Source organism: Kluyvera sp. Awk 3, from assembly GCF_028069715.1.
In the GTDB taxonomy this organism is placed as follows: Bacteria; Pseudomonadota; Gammaproteobacteria; order Enterobacterales; family Enterobacteriaceae; genus Kluyvera; species Kluyvera georgiana_A.
The window spans coordinates 69,072-94,596 of sequence record NZ_JANEWH010000001.1 but is presented as its reverse complement, the minus strand read 5'-3'; the positions used below and the strand labels follow the sequence as shown (position 1 = coordinate 94,596).

The window sequence follows — 25,525 nt, the reverse complement described above, 5'->3', positions numbered from 1 at the left end:
GCACTCCTTAAAAAATAAGTAACTAATCATATGAGATTTATATGGGTTAAGTCGATGCATTGTGACCCGATTCACCTTTCTGCCTCCACCTTTCTCCGATAATCCCCTCGTCGTTTTCTATTACATAACACACACAATGTCCGTTAATCTTATACGGAGTTCACAATGAACAATGTTCTGGGATTTTTAGAAGAGAAATTGATGCCGATTGCGGCGAAAACCGCACAGCAACGTCATCTCGGCGCCATCCGCGGCGCATATGTTTCCTTTATGCCGTTCATTATCGTCGGCTCTATCCTGCTGGTTATCTCGTCGTTCCCGAATCAGAGCTATCAGCAGTTTATGTCCAGCACTTTTGGCGCCAGCTGGAGCGCCATTATCGAGATTCCGTTTAACGCGGTCTTCTCCACCATGTCGCTGTTTATTAGCTTCCTCGTTGCCTACCGTCTGGCGGAGCACTACGGCGATGACAAAATCTCCAGCGGCATCCTCGCGCTGGTGTGCTTCCTTATCCTGACACCGTTTATTAAGGTCGCCGAGAACGGCGGCATTACCGTGATGCCGGTAGAATGGATTGGCACCAAAGGGCTGTTCGTCGCCATGATTGGCTCGCTGCTATGGACGGAGCTGTTCTGCTGGCTGAAGCGCAAAAAGCTGGTGATCAAAATGCCCGAAGGGGTACCGCCCGCGGTGCAGGAATCATTTGCCGCGTTGATCCCCGCGCTGGTGGTGATGATTCTGGTGCTGGCTATCCGCATCGGCTTTGAAAACACCCACTACAACACCATTCACCAATTTATTTACGACGTCGTCGCCACCCCGGTTCGTCATTTCGGCACCTCCTACTTTGGCGCGCTGATGACGGTATTCAGCATCACGATTCTGTGGTCGGTGGGGATTAACTCCGGTTCCATGGTCAACGGCATCATCCGTCCGCTGTGGATGGAAAACCAGACCGACAACATCGCCGCCATTCAGGCGGGCGTCACGCCGCCGCATATTATTACCGAACAGTTCTTCGACATGATCTGGATGGGTGGCGCCGGAGCCACGCTGTCGCTGGTCATCGCAATGCTGATTTTCGCCCGCAGTAAAAACATGCGCGAAGTGGCGCGTCTGGGCGCGGGGGCTTCCATCTTTAATATCAATGAACCGGTGCTGTTTGGCCTGCCGGTGATCATGAACCCAATCATGCTGATTCCGTTCAACCTGGTACCGCTGGTGCTGGTGACCATCCAGTATCTGGCGATGAAAATCGGTGCGGTTGCGGTCACTACCGGGGTGTTTATCCCGTGGACGCTGCCGCCGGTCATCAGCGGATTTATCGTCACCGGGCATATTTCCGGCAGCGTGATGCAAATTATTAACCTGCTGATTGGCGCGATGCTGTACCTGCCGTTTATGCGCATCGTCGACAAGCAGTACCGCAATGCGGAAATCAGTGCCGTTGAGGAATCCGGCACGCTAGCAAAACAGGAGTAGCAAAGGATGTGGGGAATTATTGCAACCTGGCGCATGGCGCTGGAAGGCGTAGGCGAGTCAGCTTCTGCGCTGGCGGCTGGTAGCGCAGCAGCAACGTCCGTCGTGGATGCCGTGGTCGCGGTAGAGGATTTTCCGTTCTATAAATCGGTGGGCTATGGCGGCCTGCCCACCGAGAACGGCGAGGTTGAGCTGGACGCGGCCTGGATGGACGGCGACACCCTGGCCTTTGGAGCCGTAGGCAATCTGGTCGACATCGCCAACCCGGTTAAAGTCGCCCAGGCCCTGGGCCGCCAGCGCTATAACTCGCTGCTGGTCGGCCAGGGGGCGCGAGAATGGGCGCTGAGCCAGGGCTTCGCCGAGAAAAAAATGCTCACCGAACGCGCGATGCAGCACTACCGCAAGCGCTGTCGCGAAACGCTGGATAAAGGGTTAAGCCCCTACGATGGCCACGACACCGTCGGCGTGATTGCTCTCGATAAAAAAGGGTCAATGAGCGTCGCCACCTCGACCAGCGGCCTGTTTATGAAAAAGCGCGGGCGGATTGGCGACTCGCCAATTATCGGCTCTGGCTTCTACTGCGACAGTCAAATTGGCGCGGCTACCGCCACCGGCGTGGGCGAAGATCTCATGAAAGGCTGCACCAGCTATGAAATTGTTCGCCGTATGGAACAGGGAATGACGCCGCAGCAGGCGGCTGATTCCGTGGTTTACGAACTGGAAGATAAGCTGATGTCGCGCTTTGGCCGCGCGGGGGATCTCTCCGTGGTCTGTATGAACCGCAAAGGCGAGTTCGGTGCCGCGACCAACATCAAAACCTTCTCTTTCGTGGTCGCGACCGCTACCCAGCCGCTCACGGTGTTCCGCGCCGAACGCGTCAAAGAGAAAACCCATTATCAGCCGGTGGACGACGCCTGGATGCAGGCCTATGCCGATCGCATTCGCGCGCCCATTGAGGAGTAAACGATGATTCACTACCGATTAGTCACGGCGCTGCCCAGCGAACAGGAACAGTGTCATCTTATCACCAGACCCGATAGCCCCTTGCTCCAGCAGGATGCGCTACGTAATAACCCGCTGATTGCCGAGATGACGGCGCGCGCCGCTCAGGGAAAACTGGCGGATACCTGTTTCGGTTGCGGGCCGTTCGCCCGTATCACGCTGGTGCCGCAAAGCGCCTGGCAGGACAATCTGACCGATTCACTGCTCACTTTTCTGCGCCCGCTGTTTGCTTCACCGATGTGCCGCGAGGTACTGCTGGATTGCACGCAAATTCACGACACGGTACTGGCGAAAACCCTGCGCTTTCTGTTTAACCAGCAGCACCGGCTGACGGATCTCGGGCTGAAAACCACGGCGCAAAACGATACGCGTCTGACCCATATTCATGCCTACTGCCCGGATAGCGAACTGGCGCACCTTGAGCCGCTGTTTAAGCAACAGCAGGCCATCGCCAACGGGATGGCTGCCGCCCGCCGTCTGGCGGATATTCCCTCCGAGCAATGCACACCGCAGTTTGTGGTGGAAGAAGCGCAGCGCCTGTGCGCGGCCTTCCCAGCGTTGCACTGTGAGGTTTTGGATGAGCAAGCGATTATCGAGCAAGGTCTGGGTCTGCTGCACGCGGTAGGCAAAGGGGCCAGTCGTCCGCCGCGCCTGCTGGCGATTCACTATGAAGGGGCGAGCCATGGCCCGGTACGCAGCTACGTCGGCAAAGGCATCACCTTCGACACCGGCGGTCTGTGGCTGAAAGACGGCGCGGGCATGTATACGATGAAATACGACATGTGCGGCGCAGCCAACGTCCTGGGCTTGATGCTAAGCATCGCCGAGCTGGCGTTACCGGTGCGGGTGATGGGCGTGCTGGCGCTGGCGGAAAACGCTATCGGCCCGGACGCCATGCAGCCGGGTAGCGTGGCGCGCGCCTGCAACGGCATGACGGTGGAGATCAACAACACCGATGCCGAAGGCCGTCTGGTGCTCTCGGACGCCATTGCCTGGGCCAGCCAGCGCCATGCACAAACGCGTTATATCATCGACTTAGCCACCCTTACCGGCGCAGTAGTCAAAGCGCTGGGCTATGAGCTGAGCGGACTGATGACCCAGGATAAGGCACTGCGCTCAGCGTTAACCCTGGCCGGTGAACAGAGCGGTGATGAAGTGTGGTCGCTGCCGCTCGATGCGCGGTTGAAAAAGCAAACCGAGAGCGCGATTGCCGATCTGTGCAACACGCCGACCAACAACGCGGCGATCAGCGCTTCTGCCGCCTGGCTGCTGCATCACTTCTGTCCTGCGGATATTCCGTGGGCACATCTTGACGTCAGCGGGACGGCTCTGTGGCGTGAAGGCGGCAAAAGCGTGGCATCGGGCAGGCCAATTCCGCTGCTGATGCAGCATTTGCTCAACGATTTGTCCCTCAACAGTTAATCCCCCGCCCGGCCGAGCATCGCGACGCCGGGCATTTCCTTCTGATAAGCTCAGCTTAACTATCAGCTTTCTCTCCGAGCCGCACTGACATTGCGCCTACCGCTGATAACGTTTGTCATGAACGTTCAGTTTTTATATATAACACCATGTTTTTAAAAACTATTTAAACTGAGGTGACAGTTCAACTCACATCGGCAATTCTGCGTTTACACAACGAAAAAACCTGATGATAAGGAGCAAAATGAACTGGAATATTCAGAAATTCATTGTCTGCCCTGATACCGGGACCATGTATAGTCTGGCCGTCAGCGCCAAAAACCTACAGATGATTCTCTGGTGTAAAGGTGACTACTTTTTACGTCAGGGTTCGGTGATGGACAGCACGCCGTTTGGCATGGTTGTGAACGGGAAAGTCAGGAAAATTCAGGTGCTGCACGCGTTCCCGTATAGCCTTTCGCTGTGGGATTATTTCAAACAACGCACGCTTTGCCCCGGCAATGAAATGCCGGAGCTCCGGCGCTGTCCGCGCCAGACGGTATGCGCTTTCCAGCTTTGCCCTTACGGCGCGCAGGAAACCTAGAGTTTCAGAATTTCTTTTACAAACGGGATGGTCAGCTTACGCTGGGCGGTGATGGAGGCATGATCGAGCTGATCCAACGTCTGGAATAACGTTCGCATCTCCCTGTCCAGGCGCTTGAGCATAAAGCGGCAGACATCGTCCGGCATTTCAAAACCGCGCAGACGGGCACGCAGCTGCAAGGCCTGGAGCTTGTCTTCGTCCGAGAGCGGCTGCAGCTTGTAGATTTGCCCCCAATCAAGGCGCGAGGCGAGATCCGGCAGGCCCAAATTCAGCTGGCGCGGCGGACGATCGCCGGTGATCAGCAGGCGCGTATTGCCGGATTCCAGAATGCGGTTATACAGGTTGAAGATCGCCATCTCCCACGGTTCGTCTCCCGCCACGCACTCGATATTATCGATACAGACCAGCGAGAGCTGCTCCATTCCTTCCAGCACTTCCGGTACAAACCAGGTGCGTTTATCCAGCGGAACATAGCCAACCGCGTCGCCGCGCTGAGAGAGTTCGGCACAAGCCGCGTGCAGCAAATGGCTGCGCCCGGCGCCTTCGCGCGCCCAGATATAGATGTATCCGCTATGTTCCTGCCGCAGCACATTTTGCAGTGCGGCAAGTAAAGAAGGGTTATCGCCCGGGAAGAAACTGGCAAAGGTTTCGTCGTCGGGAAGATAAAGTGGCAAAGAGAGCTGTGCCGGTGCGTTCAGAGGAGACCTCAACATGGGCTTACGAAAAAACGTGAAGAGTTTACCACAGAAATAACGGATGAGAGAACCGGGCGGCGATCCCGCCCGGTTTGCGGATCAGGACTTCGCTTCGTCGCTGTCCGCGGCGTCCAGCACCACTTCTTCCGGGCGCAGTACGCTGATAAGTTTAAAGACCAGGCTCAGGCAGATACCGACGATCGTCGCCAGCGCCATACCTTTCAGCTCGGCCGCGCCAATGTGTACTTTCGCGCCGCTGACGCCAATGATCAGAATCACGGAGGTGAGGATCAGGTTCTGTGCTTTGCTGTAATCCACTTTCGATTCGATCAGCACGCGGATACCGGATGCGCCGATCACCCCGTACAGCAGCAGAGACACGCCACCCATCACCGGCAGCGGGATAATCTGAATGGCCGCCGCCAGCTTGCCGACGCAGGAGAGCAGAATCGCAATAATCGCCGCGCCGCCGATAACCCAGGTGCTGTACACGCGGGTAATCGCCATCACGCCAATGTTTTCACCGTAAGTGGTGTTCGGGGTAGAACCGAAGAAACCAGAAATCACCGTCGACAGACCGTTAGCAAACATTGAGCGATGCAGGCCCGGGTCGCGAATCAGATCTTTTTTGACGATGTTCGCCGTCACCACCAGGTGACCGACGTGCTCGGCAATCACCACCAGCGCCGCCGGTAAAATAGTGAAGATAGCGAACCATTCGAAACGCGGGGTATAGAAGGTTGGCAGCGCGAACCAGTGCGCCTGCGCAATCGGCGTGGTATCCACTACGCCCATCACGAAGGACAGCGCATAACCGACCAGCACGCCGATCAGAATCGGGATAATCGCCAGGAAGCCGCGGAACAGCACGGAGCCGAATACGGTCACGCCGAGCGTCACCAGGGAAATAATAATGGTTTTGGTATCCGCTGACTGGCCATCCGGCGGCAGCAGGCCTGCCATGTTGGCCGCTACGCCCGCCAGCTCAAGACCGATGACGGCAACGATTGCGCCCATCGCCGCCGGCGGGAACATCACGTCCAGCCAGCCGGTACCCGCTTTCTTCACAATGAAAGAGACCAGGCAGAACAACACGCCGCACATAATAAAGCCGCCCAACGCCACTTCATAACCTAGCGGCAGCAGCAGCAGCACCGGAGAAATAAAGGCAAAGCTCGAACCGAGGTAGGCCGGGATTTTCCCTTTACAGATAAAGAGGTACAGCAGCGTGCCGATGCCGTTGAACAGCAGCACGGTGGCCGGGTTAATGTGGAACAGCACGGGCACCAGCACGGTTGCGCCAAACATGGCGAATAAATGCTGCAAACTAAGCGGGATGGTCTGTAAAAGCGGTGGTCTCTCACTTACCCCAATTGCGCGGCGCGTCATTGTGTTTTCCTCTGTGTTATTAGTCTGGGTTTTTTATTCAAAAAAAAGCCGACTATCAAAGTCGGCTCTTTTTATTTTTTCGTTTACTTGGTACCAAAAATCTTATCGCCGGCATCGCCGAGGCCCGGGATGATGTATCCCTGCTCATTCAGCCCCTGGTCGATCGATGCGGTGTACAGCTCGATGTCCGGATGCGCTTTCTCCAGCGCCGCGATACCTTCCGGCGCAGCAACCAGCACCAGCACCTTGATGCTGGAGCAGCCCGCTTTTTTCAGCAGGTCGATAGTGGCGATAACGGAGCCGCCGGTCGCGAGCATCGGGTCAACGATCAGCGCCATACGCTCATCAATGTTGGAAACCAGCTTCTGGAAGTACGGCACCGGCTCCAGCGTCTCTTCGTCACGGTACATACCCACCACGCTGATACGCGCGCTTGGGACGTTTTCCAGTACGCCATCCATCATCCCCAAGCCTGCACGCAGGATTGGCACGACGGTAATTTTCTTACCTTTGATCTGGTCGATTTCTACCGGGCCGTTCCAGCCTTCGATAGTCACCTTTTCCGTTTCCAGACCGGCAGTGGCTTCATAAGTCAGCAGGCTACCGACTTCGGAGGCGAGTTCACGGAAGCGTTTGGTGCTAATGTCGTTCTCACGCATCAGGCCCAGCTTGTGTTTGACGAGTGGGTGTTTAACTTCCACAATCTTCATTCTCTTTCTCCTTTAGATGGGGCAGCCACAAAAAAAATCGCGGGATTATACCGCTTTTTTTCGGCTGCGCCATACCTATGATGATTGACCAGGATCAAGCAAAGCGGCGAATGGCGCATCTGTCAGTATAAGACAGGATAAAAATAAACCCCGACGAGCGGGGTTTTATTTTATCTATTCAGCGAGTTAAAGCTCGCTGCCGTTGGTTGCAATCACCTTTTGATACCAGGCAAAAGATTTTTTACGACTGCGCGCCAGCGTACCGTTGCCTTCGTTGTCTTTGTCGACATAGATAAAGCCATAGCGCTTTTTCATCTCGCCGGTGCCCGCGGATACCAGGTCGATACAGCCCCACGGGGTGTAGCCCATCAGATCCACGCCATCTTCCACGACCGCTTTTTTCATTTCAGCGATATGCGCGGAGAGATAGTCGATACGATACTGGTCGTTCACCGTACCGTCGCTCTCCAGCACGTCGATGGCGCCAAAGCCGTTCTCCACGATAAACAGCGGCAGCTGATAGTGATCGTAGAACCAGTTCAGCGAGTAGCGCAGGCCCACCGGGTCAATCTGCCAGCCCCAGTCGGACTTCTGCACGTACGGGTTGGAAACCAGGCTGGTGGTTTCGTCGTAGTCGAGCTGCGGGTTATCGTCGGTGGCCTTGGTGGCAAACGACATATAGTAGCTAAAGCCGATGTAGTCGACGCAGCCCTCAGTGAGCGCCTGACGGTCTTCATCGGTGATATCCAGCGCAAAACCGCGACGCTCGAAGTAGTTCAGCAGGTGCTGCGGATACTTACCGCGCACGTGCACGTCGGTAAACCAGTAGCGGCGATGCATGGCGTTCATTGCCATCATCATGTCGTTCGGCGCGCAGGTCAGCGGATAGATAGGACACATGGCGATCATGCAGCCAATTTGCAGCGCCGGGTTGATTTCACGCGCCGCCTTCACCGCCAGGGCGCTGGCCACCAGCTCGTAGTGTGCCGCCTGGTACATCACCGGCTCGCGATCCTCGCCCGGCTGGTACTTCAGGCCAGAGTTGGTAAACGGTGCGAAATCTTCGTGGTAGTTGGCCTGGTTGTTGATTTCATTAAACGTCATCCAGTACTTCACTTTGCGCTGGTAGCGGGTAAACACCACTTTGGCGAAGCGGACAAAGAAATCAATCAGCTTACGGTTGCGCCAGCCGCCGTACTCCGTGACGAGGTGATACGGCATCTCAAAGTGCGACAGCGTGATAACCGGCTCAATCCCCAGCTTCAGGCACTCATCGAACAGGTCGTCATAGAACTGCAGGCCCGCTTCGTTTGGTGTCAGCTCGTCGCCATTCGGGAAAATACGCGTCCAGGCGATAGAAGTACGGAAGCATTTATAGCCCATCTCAGCGAATAGCTTCAGGTCGTCTTTGTAGCGATGGTAAAAGTCGATGGCTTCATGGTTGGGGTAATTTTTCCCCGGCAGCACGCCGTCGGTAATTTCACGCGGCACGCCGTGCGCACCCGCCGTCATCACGTCCGCGACGCTTACCCCCTTGCCGCCCTCTTTCCAGCCGCCTTCCAGTTGATGTGCTGCGACCGCGCCGCCCCAGAGAAACCCAGCTTTAAATCCAGACATATCTTTCCCTCGTTAATCAGTAAGTTGTCGCTGCGAATAGTGCTGATTGAAATGGTAAACCGCGCCAATAAGCCCGGCGTCGTTGCCGTGGCTGACGGTATCGATGTAGTCGGCAATGCCAAACCAGGCAAGGTGCTCGCGCATCAGCGCCAGGAAACCGGGGCGTTCAACAATGCCGCCGCCGATGAGAATCGTCTGCGGGTCGAACAGGTTCACCAGGTTATAGAGGCCAGTGCCCAGGCCGTTGAAAAATTCGGCGACCAGGCGCTGACAGACGACATCGCCCGCGTCGAAGCGGTCGAAAATTTCCTCGCCGGTGACCTCTTCCAGCGTTTTGCCAAGATGCTGCGCATAGCGATAGCGAAGTACGCGCAGGGTACAGTTTTCGTTCATGGAGTAGCGGCGTACGTCGCGAGAACCGGGGCGTGAAGTTTGCATATAACCGAATTCGCCAGCGCGAAAACGCGCGCCGTGCACCAGCTGATTGTTGCAGAAAATGGCGCCGCCGATGCCGGTACCGATGGTCAGCACCAGAAAATCGGACAGTTCGGCCCCTTTGCCCTGCCAACGCTCGGCCAATAACACACAGTTGGCGTCATTTTCGATAGCGACGGGCAGCCCGGTGCGCTCCTCCAGCCAGTCTTTAATGGCAAAGTTGTCGAAGCGGCGAATCGCGCCGCCCATTTCGATATAGCCGGTATGCGGGTTAACGTAGCCAGGCGCGCTGATGGCGACGCCTTCACATTCGGGATGGGCGGTGATCCAGCCTGCTATCGCCGCGAGAATCTGCTCGCCATCGCTGTCAGTGATAGGCTGTTTTCCCTTTTCCAGCAGCTCGCCGCTGTCAGCGACTACCCCCATTTTTAACGCCGTACCCCCAATATCAAAGGCAGCAATTTTCATTCCATTCAATCCCTTCTGGCCATTTTCAGATCGCTTACCGGGCGCTATGCAACAAAAACAGAAACCGGTTTCATTACTATGATGTGGATTCATCAGAGAGGATGCAAGGACAAGGGTGTACCCGGTTTCATTTTCGTGAGCAGTATCATATTTGACCAATTTAATGATGGAATCGCAGCAAAATACGCAGGCGAAAAATTGGGTGCAGAATAGGCTCGCAAACGTTTGCCTGGACTGATAGAATTGCGCCGATTTTTCTTGCTATCGCAAATGCGTGGAGACTTGCAGTGACCGACAAAACCTCTCTCAGCTATAAAGATGCCGGTGTTGATATTGACGCAGGAAACGCTCTGGTTGACCGTATCAAAGGGGTGGTGAAGAAAACGCGCCGTCCGGAAGTGATGGGTGGACTAGGCGGTTTCGGTGCCTTGTGTGCGCTGCCGCAAAAATATCGTGAACCGGTGCTGGTGTCTGGCACTGACGGCGTTGGCACGAAGTTACGTTTAGCGATGGATTTAAAACGTCATGACACCATCGGCATTGACCTGGTCGCCATGTGCGTCAACGACCTGGTGGTTCAGGGCGCCGAGCCGCTGTTCTTCCTCGACTATTACGCCACCGGCAAGCTGGACGTCGACACGGCGGCAAGCGTGATCAACGGCATCGCCGAAGGCTGCCTGCAGTCAGGCTGTGCGCTGGTCGGCGGTGAAACCGCTGAAATGCCGGGCATGTACCACGGCGAAGATTACGACGTAGCGGGTTTCTGCGTGGGCGTGGTCGAAAAATCTGAAATCATCGACGGCAGCAAAGTCACCGATGGCGACGTGCTGATCGCGCTGGGCTCCAGCGGCCCGCACTCCAACGGCTACTCGCTGGTGCGCAAAATTGTCGAAGTCAGCGGCTGCAACCCGGACACCACCATGCTGGAAGGCAAAACCCTGGCCGACCATCTGCTGGCACCGACCCGCATTTACGTGAAATCCATTCTTGAGCTGATTGCGAACGTCGACGTTCACGCCATCGCCCACCTGACCGGCGGCGGCTTCTGGGAAAACATCCCGCGCGTACTGCCGGACAACACCCAGGCGGTGATCGACGAGTCCTCCTGGCAGTGGCCTGCGGTGTTCAACTGGATGCAGGATGCCGGTAACGTTAGCCGTCATGAAATGTACCGCACCTTTAACTGCGGCGTCGGCATGGTGATCGCCCTGGCGGCGGATCAGGCCGATAAAGCCATCGCCCTGATGAACGAAAAAGGTGAAAACGCGTGGAAAATCGGCTATATCAAAGCCACGGATTCCGAACAGCGTGTGGTCATCGAGTAAATGAAAAATATCGTGGTGCTGATTTCCGGCAACGGCAGCAACTTACAGGCCATCATTGATGCCTGTGAGCAGAAAAGGATTCATGGCACCATCCGGGCAGTATTCAGCAATAAGGCCGACGCCTTCGGCCTTGAGCGCGCACGCTCTGCGGGTATTCCTCAGCATGCCCTGTCTGCCAGCCAGTTCGCCAGCCGCGAGGCGTTCGACCGCGAGCTGATGCACGAAATTGACGCCTACGCGCCGGATGTCGTGGTGCTGGCGGGGTACATGCGCATCCTGAGCGCTGAATTCGTACAGCACTATCGGGGCAAACTGCTCAACATCCACCCTTCCCTGCTGCCGAAATATCCCGGCCTGAACACCCATCGTCAGGCGCTGGATAACGGCGATGCGGAACACGGCACTTCCGTGCACTTCGTGACCGAAGAGCTGGACGGTGGGCCGGTCATATTGCAGGCCAAGGTACCGGTTTTTGACGGTGATGACGAAGCGGAAATCACTTCACGCGTGCAGGTTCAGGAACATGCTATCTACCCGCTGGTGGTGGGCTGGTTCCTCGATGGCCGCCTGAAGATGCAGGATAATCACGCCTGGCTTGATGGCGTACAGCTGCCGCCCGCGGGCTACGCGGCGGAAGAGTGATATCACGTCGATACGCACAATGAGGGGGCCTTTATGGCCCTCTTTTTTATGCCTTTTTATCCGTACCACTGGTACGAAGAAAGGCTAAAAAAAGCTTACATATCAAAACGGATAGCGAATAATTTCTTAGGCAAAACCGGATAACTGTCATACTAAGATGACACAGTTGGACATAACCCGGCAAAGCTAGCAATATAAACAGTGAGACGACTTTGCCGCGTCCCGTGAATTAACCGGAGTGTGAGTAGTAATGGGTCAGGAAAAACTGTACATCGAAAAAGAACTGAGCTGGTTGTCCTTCAACGAGCGCGTCCTTCAGGAAGCGGCAGATAAAAGCAACCCGCTGATTGAGCGCATGCGTTTTCTGGGGATCTACTCCAACAACCTCGACGAATTTTATAAGGTCCGCTTTGCGGAACTGAAGCGTCGCATCATCATCAGCGAAGAACAGGGCGTGACCACACATTCCCGCCACCTGCTGAGTAAAATCCAGGCCCGGGTGCTGAAAGCCGACCAGGAGTTCGATGGACTGTACAACGAACTGCTGCTGGAGATGGCGCGAAACCAGATCTTCCTGATTAACGAACGCCAGCTGTCCGTCAACCAACAGGGCTGGCTGCGTCACTACTTTAAGCAGCACCTGCGCCAGCACATCACGCCGATTCTGCTGAACCGCGAAACCGACCTGGTGCAGTTCCTGAAAGACGATTACACCTATCTGGCGGTGGAAATTATCCGTGGCGAAGAGATCAACTACGCGCTGCTGGAAATTCCTTCTGATAAGGTTCCGCGCTTCGTTAATCTGCCGCCGGAGACGCCACGTCGCCGCAAACCAATGATTCTGCTGGATAACATCCTGCGCTATTGCCTTGACGACATCTTCAAAGGCTTCTTCGACTACGATGCTCTCAACGCCTACTCGATGAAAATGACCCGTGATGCCGAGTACGATCTGGTGCACGAAATGGAATCGAGCCTGATGGAGCTGATGTCTTCCAGCCTCAAGCAGCGTCTCACCGCCGAACCGGTGCGCTTTGTTTATCAGCGCGACATGCCGGATGCGATGGTCGAAATGCTGCGCAAAAAGCTGACCATCTCCCGCTACGACTCAATCGTGCCGGGCGGCCGCTACCACAACTTTAAGGACTTTATCGGCTTCCCGAACGTCGGTAAGGCCAACCTGGTCAACAAACCACTGCCGCGCCTGCGTCACCTGTGGTTCGATAAGTTCCGCAACGGCTTTGACGCCATTCGCGAGCGCGATGTGCTGCTCTATTATCCGTACCACACGTTTGAACACGTGCTCGAACTGCTGCGTCAGGCCTCCTTCGACCCGAGCGTGCTGGCGATCAAAATCAACATCTATCGCGTGGCGAAAGATTCGCGCATCATCGATGCGATGATTCACGCCGCGCACAACGGTAAGAAAGTGACGGTGGTGGTGGAGCTACAGGCGCGCTTCGATGAAGAGGCCAACATCCACTGGGCGAAGCGGCTCACCGAAGCGGGCGTACATGTCATCTTCTCCGCGCCGGGGCTGAAAATTCACGCCAAACTGTTCCTCATCTCGCGTAAAGAAGGCGATGATGTGGTGCGTTACGCCCACATCGGCACCGGTAACTTTAACGAGAAAACCGCGCGTATTTACACCGACTACTCGCTGCTGACCGCCGACGCGCGTATCACCAACGAAGTGCGCCGGGTGTTTAACTTTATTGAGAACCCCTATCGTCCGGTGAGCTTCGACTATCTGCTGGTATCCCCGCAGAACTCGCGCCGCCTGTTGTACGAAATGATCGACCGCGAGATCGCCAACGCCCAGAACGGTATCGCAGCCGGGATCACCCTCAAGCTCAACAATCTGGTGGATAAAGGCCTGGTCGATCGCCTGTATGCGGCCTCCAGTTCGGGCGTACAGGTCAATCTGCTGATTCGCGGCATGTGTTCTTTGATTCCTGAATTAGAGGGGATCAGCGAAAATATTCGTGTGATCAGCATCGTTGATCGTTTCCTTGAGCACGACAGGATCTATATTTTTGAGAACGGCGGCGATAAACGCGTTTATCTCTCCTCCGCGGACTGGATGACCCGTAATATTGATTACCGTATTGAAGTGGCGACGCCGCTGCTCGATCCGCGTCTCAAACAACGGATCCTCGATATTATCGATATTCTGTTTAGCGACACGGTGAAAGCCCGCTTTATTGATAAAGAACTGAGTAATCGCTATGTTCCGCGCGGCAACCGCCGTAAGGTCCGCTCGCAGCAGGCGATTTACGATTACATCAAATCACTTGAACAACCTGACTAACCTATGCCAATAAAAAGCAAAGCACCCCGGCCGCAGGAGTTTGCGGCGGTTGATCTTGGTTCGAACAGTTTTCACATGGTCATTGCGCGCGTCGTCGACGGAGCAATGCAGATCATCGGCCGCCTGAAACAGCGCGTTCATCTGGCTGACGGTCTGGATGAGAACAACATGCTGAGCGAAGAGGCCATGGAACGCGGGTTAAGCTGCCTGTCGCTGTTTGCCGAGCGACTACAAGGCTTCTCCCCTTCCAGCGTCTGTATCGTGGGCACGCACTCGTTACGTCAGGCCGCCAACTCGACCGAGTTTCTCAAGCGCGCGGAAAAAGTGATCCCCTACCCGATTGAAATCATCTCCGGGAATGAAGAAGCCCGTTTGATTTTCATGGGCGTAGAGCACACACAGCCGGAGAAAGGCCGCAAGCTGGTCATCGACATCGGCGGCGGCTCAACGGAGCTGGTGATTGGCGAAGATTTCGAACCCAAGCTGGTGGAAAGCCGTCGTATGGGGTGCGTGAGTTTCGGCCAGCAGTTCTTCCTGGCGGGCACCATCAACCGCGAGAACTTCCAGCGCGCCCGTATGGCGGCAGTGCAAAAGCTGGAAACGCTGGCGTGGCAGTTCCGTATCCAGGGCTGGAGCGTGGCGATGGGCGCTTCCGGCACCATTAAGGCCGCGCATGAAGTGCTGCTGGGGATGGGCGAAAAAGACGGTTTCATCACCCCTGAGCGCCTGGAGAAGCTGGTGGAGGAAGTGCTGAAGTATAAGAACTTCAGCAGCCTGAGCCTGCCGGGACTTTCCGAAGAACGTAAAGGCGTGTTTGTGCCGGGGCTGGCGATTCTTTGTGGGGTGTTCGACGCGCTGGCCATTAAAGAGCTACGTCTGTCTGACGGCGCGCTGCGTGAAGGCGTGCTGTATGAGATGGAAGGCCGCTTCCGCCATCAGGACGTGCGTAGCCGCACCGCGCAAAGCCTGGCAAACCAGTACAATATCGACCGCGAGCAGGCCCAGCGCGTACTCGAAACCACGATGCAAATGTACGATCAGTGGCTGGAGCAAAACCCGAAGCTGGGAAACCCACAGCTGAACGCGCTGCTGAAATGGGCATCGATGCTGCACGAAGTGGGGCTGAATATTAATCACAGCGGCATGCATCGCCACTCCGCCTACATTCTGCAAAATAGCGATCTACCGGGGTTCAATCAGGAGCAGCAGTACTTGATGGCGACGTTGGTACGCTTCCATCGTAAAGCCATCAAGCTCGACGAATTGCCGCGCTTTACCCTGTTCAAGAAGAAGCAGTTCCTGCCGATGATCCAGCTGCTACGCCTGGGCGTGCTGCTGAACAACCAGCGTCAGGCAACCACCACGCCGCCGACGCTGAAGCTCACGACCGAAGCCAACCACTGGACGCTCTGCTTCCCGCACGACTGGTTTACTCAGAACGCGCTGGTGCTGCTCGATTTGGAAAAAGAGCAGGAATACTGGGAGAGCGTCACCGGCTGGTTGTTAAAAATCACCGAGGAGCGTGCGCCCGACGAAGTTGTCGCGGCCTGATTCGCTGCTTTTGCACTCCACTGCCGCCAGCTCCTCAAGGGGAGCTGGCCTACCAATGCTATAACCCTGCAAGTAATCAATACCCAACGCAATCGCCGCCTGACGAATCTCTTCGTTCTCCACATATTCCGCCACCACGCGCATTTTCTTCATCCGCGCCAGATGGCAGATCGATGCCACAATCTGATAGTCCATACTGCTGGTAGCAATATTGCGGATAAAGCTGCCGTCAATTTTGAGGATATCAGCGCTGATATGCTTAAGCCTGGCGTAGCTGGCGTAACCGGTACCAAAATCATCTATCGCCACCCGACAGCCCAGTTCCTGCAACTCTCGCAGCGTGCGACGCGCCTGCTCAACGTTGACCAATGAATGACTTTCCGTAATTTCAAAGACCAACTGCCAGGCTTCGATGCCATGCTCTTCCAGCAATAGCGCGACCTGTTTGGAAAAGCCTAGCCCGCTTGCCGTTGATGGCGCCAGGTTCAGCGCCAGCCGCATACCCGGGTTGGTCGCCCGGCGGCTGGCCATAAAGCGCAGCGTATTTTCCAGTACCCACAGGTCGATACGCGAGGCCATACCAAATTCGTGGGCGACTGGCAGGAACAGCGTTGGCGAGATCAACTCATCATCATCATCGCCCAACATACGCAACAGCACTTCGTGATAATCATCGCCGCGAATGCCGACGATCGGCTGCGCCATCAGGCGGAAACGGTCGTTCTCCAGCGCCTGCTGAACGCGGACCATCATGGCGATTTTGTCCTTCAACTCCTGCTGTAAATGCTGCGCGCCGCGCCGCTGGAGGTTTTCCGGGCGGTCGGTCACCAGCGACAGCTCGGCCACCGTATTCAGCTCGCCCAGCATCAGCGAAAGGTGTGATACTGGCGATTGAATGTAGCAGTAGCTGAGGCCAATCTGCGGCTGTAACGGCATGCCGTTCCAGCTATAGCGGAACATCTTCAGACGCGCATAGAGATCTTCAATGCGCTCTTTGTAGGATTCCGTATGCAGCAGTACGGCGAGGTCGCTACCGGTCAGCTGGTACACCCCTTCACCAGGACGCAGCACCTCGCTCAGGTACTCCGCCAGATTCTGCTTGTAGTTGATACGCAGCATAATACCGTAGTGCCGCGTGAGTACTTCGAGGTCCGGCATACGCAGGAAACACAGTACCGACCATGGAGTCTTGCCGATTGCCCGATTCAAGGCGCGCATGTTGGGCAGATTGACCACGGGATCGATAAAGGCCATCCGTCGCACCCGCTCGTGAATGGCCCGCTGACGGCTTGAGAGCATGGCCATATAAGCAATGATAAACGAGAACACCAGAAAGCTGGACGAGGTAATTGCCAGCTGTACGCTGTAACCTGCGGTGTGTGGCACGTAGTGATAGTGGTAGTGAATCGCCACAATCAGCAGCAGCGTCCAGACCACCGAAATAAAGCGGTAGCCGAAGCGCATCGATCCCCACAGCATAATGGGCAGCAGCAAAGAGATTGTATAGTTGGTGCTGAAAATGGTGCTGCCGCTGTCCAGCGGCTTCATCAGCAAGGAGAAAATCCCCAGCAAGAAGCCGCTCCATACTATCATTTCCGGCCACTTCACTTTTGGGTCAAAGTCCCGGCGCACCTGCGAAATAAAGGAGCGAATATAGTATGGGTTGCGGATTAATCTAATCAGCAAATAACATAACGGCACGCCGGTCAGGTAGCCCATCAGCAGCGACTGGTAGTTGATCAAATTGCGCTGGGTGAGCGGCGAGGTCCATTGTACATCGCTGAAACTCGGGTAAATACCGATATACAGCGTAAATTGGAGCAGCAACATAAACAGCGTGGCCGGGACAAACATCTGCCAGAACAACCGCTGCGCCATGAGTCGCGTGTCGCCATGCGACACCATTTTGCGCCCGCTGTTGAAGTACTGATAGCCGCCCCATGCCACCAGCGTAGGGATCAGAAACTGCAGCGTAATGCCTATTTCTTCAACCATATGCAGATCGCGCGTGAGATAGCAGCCAATACCAACCATCAGCCCAGGCAACGCTTTCCAGCCGAAAAACAGCATCATACACAGCAGAAACGGCATCGGCAGATAATAAAGGTAGGTCTTGCCGCCGCCAACATAAGTGTACGTATTAGCAAGTCTAATTATTGGTAAGATCAGGAGTGGCAATATCAGCGGAAGACCCCACCAGCAATCGCGATATTGCTTATATATTTTACAGAAATTCATAGATGCTCTATAGATACCCCAAATCCTGCTGGGTATTTTCAGACAGGCATCCAACCTGGCTTAAACGTCCGCGAAAGAAGGCAATGCGCGGGTATAGCGAGAATTTTAGTTATCAGCTACGAATGAAGTTTGATGTGAGTCAAGAAACCGCGTACATAAAAACAATAATTTCGTTTTCTATGCCGTTTATCTAATTATTAATTTATCTTTGTGAATACGTATAATATCTTATATAACATTAATTAATGTTTTGTCTGACGGATTTTTACATTCACCTCAATTGACCCGTGCGTCACTCTGTGCCTTAATGTACACATCGCCCGTCTATGGGTATTGCTAAAGGACCCCTTTGTGAGCCAGGTTACCAGCCTACGAAAACGACACCGATTTAACAGTCGAATGACCCGGATCGTACTGCTTATCAGTTTCCTCTTCTTCTTCGGACGCTTCGTCTACTCCTCCATCGGTGCGTGGCATCACCACCAGGACAAAAAAGAATCCCAGCAGAGCAGCCTGTCGCAACAGACGCCCCCCGCACAACCCGACGACCGTTAATCCCCCGAAAGATTCCTTACCGAATGGCTAAGCATCTCGTTTAACCATCCGGTAAGGGATCTACATGTCAGCCCACCATATGTCGTAAAGTGGATAAAAAACGTTTCCCGCACGAATACACAAAATTTTCTTTTCGCTTCGCCGCACCATTCGCGCTGTTTTTTTATAGTCTTGATAAATGGGCAGAAAAAAGACAATAACTGCGCAAATAATCGCTAACCCATCCACCTTGGATATATGAAAACAAATATATAGATATTTTATATATCTTCATTTGATTTTTTCGCCATTATTTTTAACCAGGCAGGGCTTGTGATGATCGGTTTTACCTTATTTCCAAAAATAAAAAATGCTGTTGAATGGATGGCTGGCCACAGCGATGCGGTTATTCAATTTGGCTGGAATGTTGTTGCCGCTATTATCCTGTTGTTCGTGGGCAAAGCCATCTCACGCCTGCTTTCTCGCGGGCTGGAGAAGCTGCTGCTCAAACGTAAAGTCGATATCACCATTGTCCAGTTTTTCACCGCGCTGGTACGCTACATCACGCTGGCTTTCTTTGTCGTGGCCGCGCTGGGCCGCGTGGGGATTGAAACCTCATCGATCATCGCCGTCATCGGCGCTGCGGGGCTGGCTGTAGGTCTGGCGCTTCAGGGCTCGCTCTCCAACTTTGCCGCGGGCGTGCTGCTGGTTTCCCTGCGCCCTTTCCGCGCCGGCGAAGTGGTACAGATTGGCGCCATGACCGGCAAAGTAGAGAAGGTGCACATTTTCTCCACCACGCTGCTGACCGGCGATAGCAAAGAAGTGGTGATCCCCAACGGCAAGATTATCGCTGATAACATTATCAACTACTCCCGTCACCCGTTCCGCCGTATCGACCTGGTGATTGGCGTGGGTTACCAGAGCCGCATTGCCGACGTGAAGCGCGTGATTAATCAGCTGATTGAAAAAGACTCGCGAATTGACCGCCAGCGCGGCGTCACCGTCCGTCTGGGAGAGCTGGGCGCCTCATCACTGAACTTTTATGTGCGAGTGTGGGTACGCAATGCCGAGTACTGGAATACCTACTACGACCTGCTCGAAAATATCAAAGAGGCGCTGGACGCCAATCACATCGATCTGCCTTATCCACAGATGGATATTCGCGTTGAGAATGTGACCGCGCCAGCGCACCCGCAGCTACAGCTGGTTGATTAATCCCGAGGGCACGAGGGTGCCCTTTGCAACAGCTTCACTAATTCAGCAATCCCTTTGCTGAGGATCTTATCCTGGCGCATCACCACCGCCAGTTGGCGGTGCAAAAGTGGCGCCAGCGAACTGACGTGCAGCCCTTCACGATCGCGGGGCGCCTCAACCGCCATACGCGGAATAATACTGTAGCCCAGCCCGGCGGCCACCATGCGCTTTATCGCTTCAATACTGCCCAGCTGCATCACCGGCCGGGCTTCTACGCCTGCGCGTTGGAACCAGCCGTCAATCAGACTACGCGTGCCGCTTCCTTGCTCGAATGCGATAAGCGGTAGCGCCCGCAACCCGGCAGGCGTTGCCGTTGGCGTCCGTTGCGCCGCGGCAATAATCAGCACAAACTCTTCTCGTTGAGCCGCCATGACCTCCAGACTACGCCCGCTAGCGGGCAAGGTGACCAGCCCCAAATCGAGCCGATTCTCTTCTATGGCCCGCACGATATCCGGCGTATTGCCAGTGGTCACCCCGACCGTCAGCAGCGGGTAACGCTCACGCAGTTCTTGCAGCATCGGCGGCAACAGATGAATGCACGCCGTAGCCCCGGTGCCCAACGAAATCTCACCGCTCACCTGCTCGCTGCATTCGTTTACCGACTGCACGGCTTCATTCACCGCCTGTTCAATCCGCTCGCCGTGCAGCAGCAACGCCATTCCTGCCGCCGTCGCCTTCACGCCGCGCCCGGTACGCTCAATCAACCTTGCCTGTAAGAACTGTTCAAGCTGACGTACCTGAAGACTTACCGCCGGCTGAGAGATACCCAGCACGTCAGCCGCCGCCGAAAAGCTGCCGCGCTGCACCACCAGGCGGAAGGTTGCCAGATATCCCAGATTCAGGGTCGTCATGCAAAGTTTCTCTTATCAGGGTCATAAACGGAGGGCTCTGCCAGCACAATAGCGTGAGCGTTATGCTGCCAGCAACTGCATAACTGACGAGAATATAATGAAAACACCTGCCGCCCCTCTTTCTGTCACCCTTGCCGCTGGAGGCAACCAGTTGATTAACTGGGGAATCTCGTTTTACATGCCTGGCACCTTCGCCCGCGCGATTATGCAAGATACCGGCTGGGCAGCGACGCATATCTATTTCGGCCTGACGCTGGCCATGCTGGTCATGGCGCTACTGTCGCCATGGGTCGCCCGCCTGCTGGCACATTTTGGCGGCCAGCGTGTGGTGATCGGCGGCACAATGCTGATTGCCATAGGCTGTCTTTTGATGTCTCTCATCCACACTTTGCCGGGATGGTACTGCGCCTGGATACTGACCGGCGTCGGCATGCGGCTGGCCCTGTACGACGGTCTGTTTGCCGCGCTGGTGAACCTTTACGGCCAGCGAGCCAGAGCGACCATTTCCCGCGTCACCTTATCCGGCGGGCTAGCCTCCGCGCTCTTCTGGCCGCTGGGCAGTGCATTACTCACGCTAATCGACTGGCGACATGCGCTGCTGGTGTACAGTCTGCTCGGGTTTCTGAGCGCTCTGATTCTCATCCCAATGCCTAACCAAAAACTGCCGCCAGTGAGCCCGCGCAGCCCCAGCGCAGTCCTCTCCCGCGACGTTCATATTAGCTGGCTTTACGCCGCACTGATTGCCATCGTGACCTTTATCTCTAATGGCACCTCTACGCATCTACCGGAGTTTATCGCCGCCCACGGTCTCCCCATCGCCGTGGGTATTCTGTGGGGAGTCGGGCAGACCGGGGCGCGCTTTCTTGAAGTCGCCTCCGGCTCCGTATTAACCCCTATCAGACTGACGCTGCTCACGGTCTTTTTCATACCGCTGTGCTTTGCATTGGGTATCAGCAGCACACATATTGGCTGGGCGGCCGGAGGATTTGTCCTCGGGTACGGCGCCATCAACGGTTTGACCACGGTATTCAAAGCCACGTTGCCACTTCAACTGTTCGCCGCTGAAGACTATGCCCGCCGCACTGGCGTATTGCTGATCCCCGCCCAACTGCTGGCCGCCGCCTCGCCGTTTGCCTACGCCTGGCTCAATCAGACGCTGGGTATGCAGGGAAGCCTTACCGTATCCGCAGCCCTTGCCGTCATAGCCGCTGGGCTGGCGGTGACCATTGCGCTGTGCCAGACTGCTCGCATAACAAAAAACAACGATCAACACGCTTCACGACAAGGATAACCCCCATGCACCTGCAAACCGAACGCCTGATCCTCCGCCCGGTGGCGATCACAGACCTTGACGCGCTTTTCCGTATTTATGGCGATCCGGCGACCAACACTTTTAATCCCGCGGGCCCACATCCGGATATCGAACATTCTCACCGCATCCTGACGGGGTGGCTTGAACATCGCGACGCTCACGGCTTCGGCAACTGGGCGTTCAGCCTGCGGGAGACACCCGAACAGATCATCGGTTTTGGCGGGCTGCGCATTGTCGAATATCCTTTCGGCGCGGTGAATAACCTGGGCTACCGCTTTGCTCCCGAGGCGTGGGGCAAAGGGTTGGCGACAGAATTTGCCCTCGCGGCGGTGGAGTATGCGTTTACGACGTTAAAACTTGATGAGGTCGTCGGTATTGTGCGCAAGAATCATCTGGCATCACAGAAAGTATTGCTGAAGTGCGGAATGAGGCTGGTCAGAGAAATTAACGATGTGCCGGGGGCGGAGCCAAGTTTGCAGTATCGGCGCAGACGTGACGAAGCGGCATAAAAAAACCCTCTGCCAGGCAGAGGGTTTTGCACGCTAACGGAGAGGGAAAATTATTCCCACTCGATCGTGGCTGGCGGCTTACCGCTGATGTCATACACCACGCGGGAAATACCGTTCACTTCGTTGATGATGCGGTTAGAGACGCGGCCTAAGAAATCGTACGGCAGGTGTGCCCAGTGCGCGGTCATAAAGTCGATGGTTTCCACAGCACGCAGGGAAACAACCCAGTCGTACTTACGGCCATCGCCCATTACGCCAACGGAGCGAACCGGCAGGAACACGGTGAACGCCTGGCTCACTTTGTTGTACAGGTCAGCTTTGTGCAGCTCTTCGATGAAGATAGCGTCCGCACGACGCAGCAGGTCGCAGTACTCTTTCTTCACTTCGCCCAGCACACGCACGCCCAGACCCGGGCCCGGGAACGGGTGACGGTACAGCATGTCGTACGGCAGGCCCAGTTCCAGACCGATCTTACGCACTTCGTCTTTGAACAGCTCACGCAGCGGCTCAACCAGACCCATCTTCATCTCTTTCGGCAGGCCGCCCACGTTGTGGTGAGATTTGATAACGTGTGCTTTACCGGTGGCAGACGCCGCAGATTCGATCACGTCAGGGTAGATAGTGCCCTGCGCCAGCCATTTCACGTCTTCCAGCTTCAGCGCTTCTTCGTCGAACACTTCCACGAACACGCGGCCGATAATCTTGCGTTTCGCTTCCGGATCGTTCTCGCCTTTCAGCGCGTCCAGGAAGCGCTGCTCGCCTTCCACGTGAACGATGTTCAGACCGAAGTGGTCGCCGAACATGTCCATCACCTGCTGTGCTTCGTTGAGACGCAGCAGACCGTTATCGACGAAGACGCAGGTCAGGTTTTTACCGATAGCGCGGTGCAGCAGCATCGCGGTGACGGAAGAGTCCACGCCGCCAGACAGGCCCAGGATGACTTTGTCTTCGCCAACTTGTTCACGAATACGCGCAACGGCGTCGTCGATGATTTTAGCCGGGGTCCACAGGGCTTCACACTGGCAGATATCGCGTACGAAGCGCTCCAGCATGCGCATGCCCTGACGGGTGTGGGTCACTTCCGGGTGGAACTGCACGCCGTAGAAGCGTTTTTCTTCGTGCGCCATAATGGCGAACGGGCAGGTCTCGGTGCTGGCAACGGTGACAAAACCTTCCGGGATCGCGGTCACTTTATCGCCGTGACTCATCCACACGTCCAGCAGCGGTTTGCCTTCTGCGGTCAGAGAATCTTCGATACCGCGAATCAGCGCGCTGTCGGTCTGCACTTCAACCTGGGCGTAACCGAACTCACGCTCGTTAGAACCTTCAACATGACCACCTAACTGCATCGCCATGGTCTGCATGCCGTAGCAGACGCCGAATACCGGTACACCGGCGTTAAATACGTACTCAGGCGCACGCGGGCTGTTTGCTTCGGTGGTGCTTTCCGGGCCGCCGGAGAGGATGATGCCGCTCGGGTTGAACTCACGGATTTGTGCTTCAGTAACATCCCATGCCCACAGTTCACAGTAGACGCCCAGTTCGCGGACGCGACGCGCGACCAGCTGGGTATACTGCGATCCGAAATCGAGGATGAGAATGCGATGTTTATGAATATTGTCTGTCATTTGACGATAATTCCGAGGCAAGTGAAACAATAACAAAACGCCCGGTTTAAAACCGGGCGCGGAAACTTATCAGGAGCCCATGCGATAGTTCGGGGACTCTTTGGTGATGGTCACGTCGTGAACGTGGCTTTCCTGGATACCCGCACCGCTGATACGCACGAATTCAGCCTTCGTACGCAGCAGGTCGATGGTACCACAACCGGTCAGACCCATACAGGAGCGCAGGCCGCCCATCTGCTGGTGAATGATCTCTTTCAGGCGGCCTTTATACGCTACGCGACCTTCGATACCTTCCGGCACCAGTTTGTCAGCGGCGTTATCGCTCTGGAAGTAACGGTCGGAGGAGCCTTTGGACATCGCGCCCAGAGAACCCATACCACGGTAGGATTTGTAAGAACGGCCCTGGTAGAGTTCAATTTCGCCCGGGGATTCTTCAGTACCTGCCAGCATAGAGCCCACCATGACGGCAGCGGCGCCAGCGGCAATCGCTTTAGCGATATCACCGGAGAAACGGATACCGCCGTCAGCGATAACCGGAATACCGGTGCCTTCCAGCGCTTCAACCGCGTCGGAAACGGCGGTGATCTGCGGAACGCCCACGCCGGTCACGATACGAGTCGTACAGATGGAGCCAGGGCCGATACCCACTTTCACCGCGCTGCAACCGGCTTCCGCCAGTGCGCGAGCGCCAGCGCCAGTGGCGACGTTACCGCCGATGATTTGCAGGTCAGGATATTTCGCACGGGTTTCACGGATACGCTGCAGCACGCCTTCAGAGTGACCGTGAGAGGAGTCAATCAGCAGGACGTCAACGCCCGCGGCAACCAGCGCATCAACACGCTCTTCGTTGCCCGCGCCCGCGCCCACTGCGGCCCCAACGCGCAGACGACCTTTCTCATCTTTACACGCGTTCGGTTTACGTTCGGCTTTTTTGAAGTCTTTAACGGTGATCATGCCCAGCAGGTGGAAGCTATCGTCAACCACCAGCGCTTTTTCGACGCGACGTTCGTGCATTTTGGCGAACACCACATCACGCGCTTCGCCTTCGCGAACGGTCACCAGACGATCTTTCGGAGTCATATAGACGCTCACCGGCTGGCTCAGGTCGGTGACGAAACGCACGTCACGGCCGGTGATGATACCTACCAGTTCATTGTCTTCGGTCACAACCGGATAGCCCGCGAAGCCGTTGCGCTCGGTCAGCTCTTTCACTTCTGCCAAAGTGGTGGTTGGCAGAACGGTCTGCGGGTCGGTTACCACGCCGGATTCGTGTTTTTTCACGCGGCGAACTTCTTCCGCCTGGCGCTCGATAGACATGTTTTTGTGGATAAAACCAATGCCGCCTTCCTGTGCCAGGGCAATCGCCAGGCGCGCTTCAGTCACGGTGTCCATTGCCGCAGAGAGCATAGGAATGTTCAGACGAATGGTTTTGGTCAGCTGAGTGCTAAGGTCAGCCGTGTTCGGCAGAACGGTAGAATGAGCGGGAACGAGGAGGACGTCGTCAAACGTCAGGGCTTCTTTTGCGATACGTAGCATGGGCAATATCTCACCTGGGAGGTTATTAAATATTGCC

General features: G+C 55.7%; 20 protein-coding genes and 1 pseudogene. 12 read left to right on the top strand and 9 right to left on the bottom strand.

Features of this window, described 5'->3' with window-relative positions:
* The first annotated feature begins 165 nt into the window (after positions 1–165).
* The 4 genes from celB to NNN71_RS00400 all read left to right on the top strand — a co-directional run bounded on the left by celB (position 166) and on the right by NNN71_RS00400 (position 4,483).
* Positions 166–1,482 (top strand): PTS cellobiose transporter subunit IIC, encoded by a 1,317-nt coding sequence (gene celB, locus NNN71_RS00415; protein ID WP_163446574.1) that lies wholly within the window; start codon positions 166–168, stop codon positions 1,480–1,482.
* A gap of 6 nt (positions 1,483–1,488) precedes the next feature.
* Positions 1,489–2,442 carry a N(4)-(beta-N-acetylglucosaminyl)-L-asparaginase gene (locus tag NNN71_RS00410; protein ID WP_065355894.1) on the top strand — a complete coding sequence of 318 codons (954 nt, stop codon included), beginning with the start codon at positions 1,489–1,491 and terminating at the stop codon, positions 2,440–2,442.
* Positions 2,443–2,445: 3 nt separating this feature from the next.
* The gene (locus NNN71_RS00405; RefSeq protein WP_271457644.1) at positions 2,446–3,903 is read left to right on the top strand and encodes a leucyl aminopeptidase family protein; all 1,458 of its coding nucleotides are present in this window, start codon (positions 2,446–2,448) and stop codon (positions 3,901–3,903) included.
* A gap of 241 nt (positions 3,904–4,144) precedes the next feature.
* Entirely contained in the window at positions 4,145–4,483 is a 339-nt protein-coding gene (locus NNN71_RS00400) for an anti-adapter protein iraM (RefSeq protein WP_065355895.1), read from the top strand.
* Here NNN71_RS00400 and NNN71_RS00395 read toward each other — a convergent pair.
* From NNN71_RS00395 to bglK, 5 genes are all read right to left on the bottom strand, one after another.
* Positions 4,480–5,181, bottom strand: coding sequence for a DnaA inactivator Hda (locus NNN71_RS00395; protein WP_074398749.1), 702 nt, complete (start codon positions 5,179–5,181; stop codon positions 4,480–4,482). The two genes, NNN71_RS00400 and NNN71_RS00395, sit on opposite strands and share 4 nt — an antisense overlap.
* Before the next feature lie 96 nt (positions 5,182–5,277).
* Positions 5,278–6,567, bottom strand: coding sequence for a uracil permease (gene uraA, locus NNN71_RS00390; protein ID WP_064543614.1), 1,290 nt, complete (start codon positions 6,565–6,567; stop codon positions 5,278–5,280).
* 83 nt (positions 6,568–6,650) lie between these two features.
* Entirely contained in the window at positions 6,651–7,277 is a 627-nt protein-coding gene (gene upp, locus NNN71_RS00385; protein WP_064543612.1) for a uracil phosphoribosyltransferase, read from the bottom strand.
* A 186-nt stretch (positions 7,278–7,463) separates the two neighbouring features.
* On the bottom strand, positions 7,464–8,894 hold the full coding sequence (locus tag NNN71_RS00380; RefSeq protein ID WP_271457643.1) for a 6-phospho-beta-glucosidase: 1,431 nt from the start codon (positions 8,892–8,894) through the stop codon (positions 7,464–7,466).
* Between the two features lie 12 nt (positions 8,895–8,906).
* A complete protein-coding gene (bglK, locus tag NNN71_RS00375) occupies positions 8,907–9,797 on the bottom strand; it encodes a beta-glucoside kinase BglK (RefSeq protein WP_163446570.1) in 891 nt (296 codons plus the stop codon).
* A gap of 287 nt (positions 9,798–10,084) precedes the next feature.
* Between bglK and purM the strand changes: the two genes are divergently transcribed.
* The 4 genes from purM to ppx all read left to right on the top strand — a co-directional run bounded on the left by purM (position 10,085) and on the right by ppx (position 15,626).
* Positions 10,085–11,122, top strand: a complete 1,038-nt coding sequence (purM, locus tag NNN71_RS00370; protein ID WP_271457642.1) for a phosphoribosylformylglycinamidine cyclo-ligase — start codon at positions 10,085–10,087, stop codon at positions 11,120–11,122.
* Complete coding sequence (gene purN, locus NNN71_RS00365) at positions 11,123–11,764, top strand: phosphoribosylglycinamide formyltransferase (RefSeq protein ID WP_163446568.1); 642 nt, start codon at positions 11,123–11,125, stop codon at positions 11,762–11,764.
* A 250-nt stretch (positions 11,765–12,014) separates the two neighbouring features.
* Positions 12,015–14,075: a polyphosphate kinase 1 gene (gene ppk1, locus NNN71_RS00360; protein ID WP_163446567.1), complete on the top strand. Its 2,061-nt coding sequence runs from the start codon at positions 12,015–12,017 to the stop codon at positions 14,073–14,075.
* A 3-nt stretch (positions 14,076–14,078) separates the two neighbouring features.
* Positions 14,079–15,626 (top strand): exopolyphosphatase, encoded by a 1,548-nt coding sequence (gene ppx / locus NNN71_RS00355; protein ID WP_271457641.1) that lies wholly within the window; start codon positions 14,079–14,081, stop codon positions 15,624–15,626.
* Here the strand turns inward: ppx and NNN71_RS00350 are convergent.
* Complete coding sequence (locus tag NNN71_RS00350) at positions 15,579–17,864, bottom strand: EAL domain-containing protein (RefSeq protein ID WP_271457640.1); 2,286 nt, start codon at positions 17,862–17,864, stop codon at positions 15,579–15,581. The two genes, ppx and NNN71_RS00350, sit on opposite strands and share 48 nt — an antisense overlap.
* A gap of 351 nt (positions 17,865–18,215) precedes the next feature.
* On the opposite strand from NNN71_RS00350, the gene NNN71_RS00345 reads away from it, so the two are divergent.
* Positions 18,216–18,419 (top strand): YfgG family protein, encoded by a 204-nt coding sequence (locus NNN71_RS00345; RefSeq protein WP_167575254.1) that lies wholly within the window; start codon positions 18,216–18,218, stop codon positions 18,417–18,419.
* 315 nt (positions 18,420–18,734) lie between these two features.
* Positions 18,735–19,613 carry a small-conductance mechanosensitive channel MscS gene (mscS, locus tag NNN71_RS00340; protein ID WP_271457639.1) on the top strand — a complete coding sequence of 293 codons (879 nt, stop codon included), beginning with the start codon at positions 18,735–18,737 and terminating at the stop codon, positions 19,611–19,613.
* Here the strand turns inward: mscS and NNN71_RS00335 are convergent.
* Positions 19,610–20,528 (bottom strand): annotated as a pseudogene (locus NNN71_RS00335) (LysR family transcriptional regulator). The gene mscS and the pseudogene NNN71_RS00335 overlap by 4 nt on opposite strands.
* 72 nt (positions 20,529–20,600) lie before the next feature.
* Between NNN71_RS00335 and NNN71_RS00330 the strand changes: the two are divergent.
* Together NNN71_RS00330 and NNN71_RS00325 are read left to right on the top strand one after the other, a co-directional pair.
* A complete protein-coding gene (locus NNN71_RS00330) occupies positions 20,601–21,794 on the top strand; it encodes an MFS transporter (protein ID WP_271457638.1) in 1,194 nt (397 codons plus the stop codon).
* Positions 21,795–21,799: 5 nt separating this feature from the next.
* Positions 21,800–22,324 carry a GNAT family N-acetyltransferase gene (locus NNN71_RS00325; RefSeq protein ID WP_271457637.1) on the top strand — a complete coding sequence of 175 codons (525 nt, stop codon included), beginning with the start codon at positions 21,800–21,802 and terminating at the stop codon, positions 22,322–22,324.
* A 50-nt stretch (positions 22,325–22,374) separates the two neighbouring features.
* On the opposite strand, the gene guaA is transcribed toward NNN71_RS00325, so the two are convergent.
* Positions 22,375–23,952: a glutamine-hydrolyzing GMP synthase gene (gene guaA, locus NNN71_RS00320; protein ID WP_163446560.1), complete on the bottom strand. Its 1,578-nt coding sequence runs from the start codon at positions 23,950–23,952 to the stop codon at positions 22,375–22,377.
* Between the two features lie 69 nt (positions 23,953–24,021).
* Entirely contained in the window at positions 24,022–25,488 is a 1,467-nt protein-coding gene (gene guaB, locus NNN71_RS00315; RefSeq protein WP_064543580.1) for an IMP dehydrogenase, read from the bottom strand.
* Between the last annotated feature and the right edge of the window lie 37 nt (positions 25,489–25,525).

Bases quoted from the DNA above. Each gene is read 5' to 3' on its own strand.
- uraA (WP_064543614.1), bottom strand. From the start codon at position 6,567: ATGACGCGCCGCGCAATTGGGGTAAGTGAGAGACCACCGCTTTTACAG.
- NNN71_RS00350 (WP_271457640.1), bottom strand. From the start codon at position 17,864: ATGAATTTCTGTAAAATATATAAGCAATATCGCGATTGCTGGTGGGGT.
- ppx (WP_271457641.1), top strand. From the start codon at position 14,079: ATGCCAATAAAAAGCAAAGCACCCCGGCCGCAGGAGTTTGCGGCGGTT.
- NNN71_RS00400 (WP_065355895.1), top strand. From the start codon at position 4,145: ATGAACTGGAATATTCAGAAATTCATTGTCTGCCCTGATACCGGGACC.
- guaA (WP_163446560.1), bottom strand. From the start codon at position 23,952: ATGACAGACAATATTCATAAACATCGCATTCTCATCCTCGATTTCGGA.
- NNN71_RS00330 (WP_271457638.1), top strand. From the start codon at position 20,601: ATGAAAACACCTGCCGCCCCTCTTTCTGTCACCCTTGCCGCTGGAGGC.
- NNN71_RS00325 (WP_271457637.1), top strand. From the start codon at position 21,800: ATGCACCTGCAAACCGAACGCCTGATCCTCCGCCCGGTGGCGATCACA.
- bglK (WP_163446570.1), bottom strand. From the start codon at position 9,797: ATGAAAATTGCTGCCTTTGATATTGGGGGTACGGCGTTAAAAATGGGG.
- NNN71_RS00380 (WP_271457643.1), bottom strand. From the start codon at position 8,894: ATGTCTGGATTTAAAGCTGGGTTTCTCTGGGGCGGCGCGGTCGCAGCA.
- purN (WP_163446568.1), top strand. From the start codon at position 11,123: ATGAAAAATATCGTGGTGCTGATTTCCGGCAACGGCAGCAACTTACAG.
- ppk1 (WP_163446567.1), top strand. From the start codon at position 12,015: ATGGGTCAGGAAAAACTGTACATCGAAAAAGAACTGAGCTGGTTGTCC.
- NNN71_RS00410 (WP_065355894.1), top strand. From the start codon at position 1,489: ATGTGGGGAATTATTGCAACCTGGCGCATGGCGCTGGAAGGCGTAGGC.
- mscS (WP_271457639.1), top strand. From the start codon at position 18,735: ATGATCGGTTTTACCTTATTTCCAAAAATAAAAAATGCTGTTGAATGG.
- NNN71_RS00405 (WP_271457644.1), top strand. From the start codon at position 2,446: ATGATTCACTACCGATTAGTCACGGCGCTGCCCAGCGAACAGGAACAG.
- celB (WP_163446574.1), top strand. From the start codon at position 166: ATGAACAATGTTCTGGGATTTTTAGAAGAGAAATTGATGCCGATTGCG.
- guaB (WP_064543580.1), bottom strand. From the start codon at position 25,488: ATGCTACGTATCGCAAAAGAAGCCCTGACGTTTGACGACGTCCTCCTC.
- upp (WP_064543612.1), bottom strand. From the start codon at position 7,277: ATGAAGATTGTGGAAGTTAAACACCCACTCGTCAAACACAAGCTGGGC.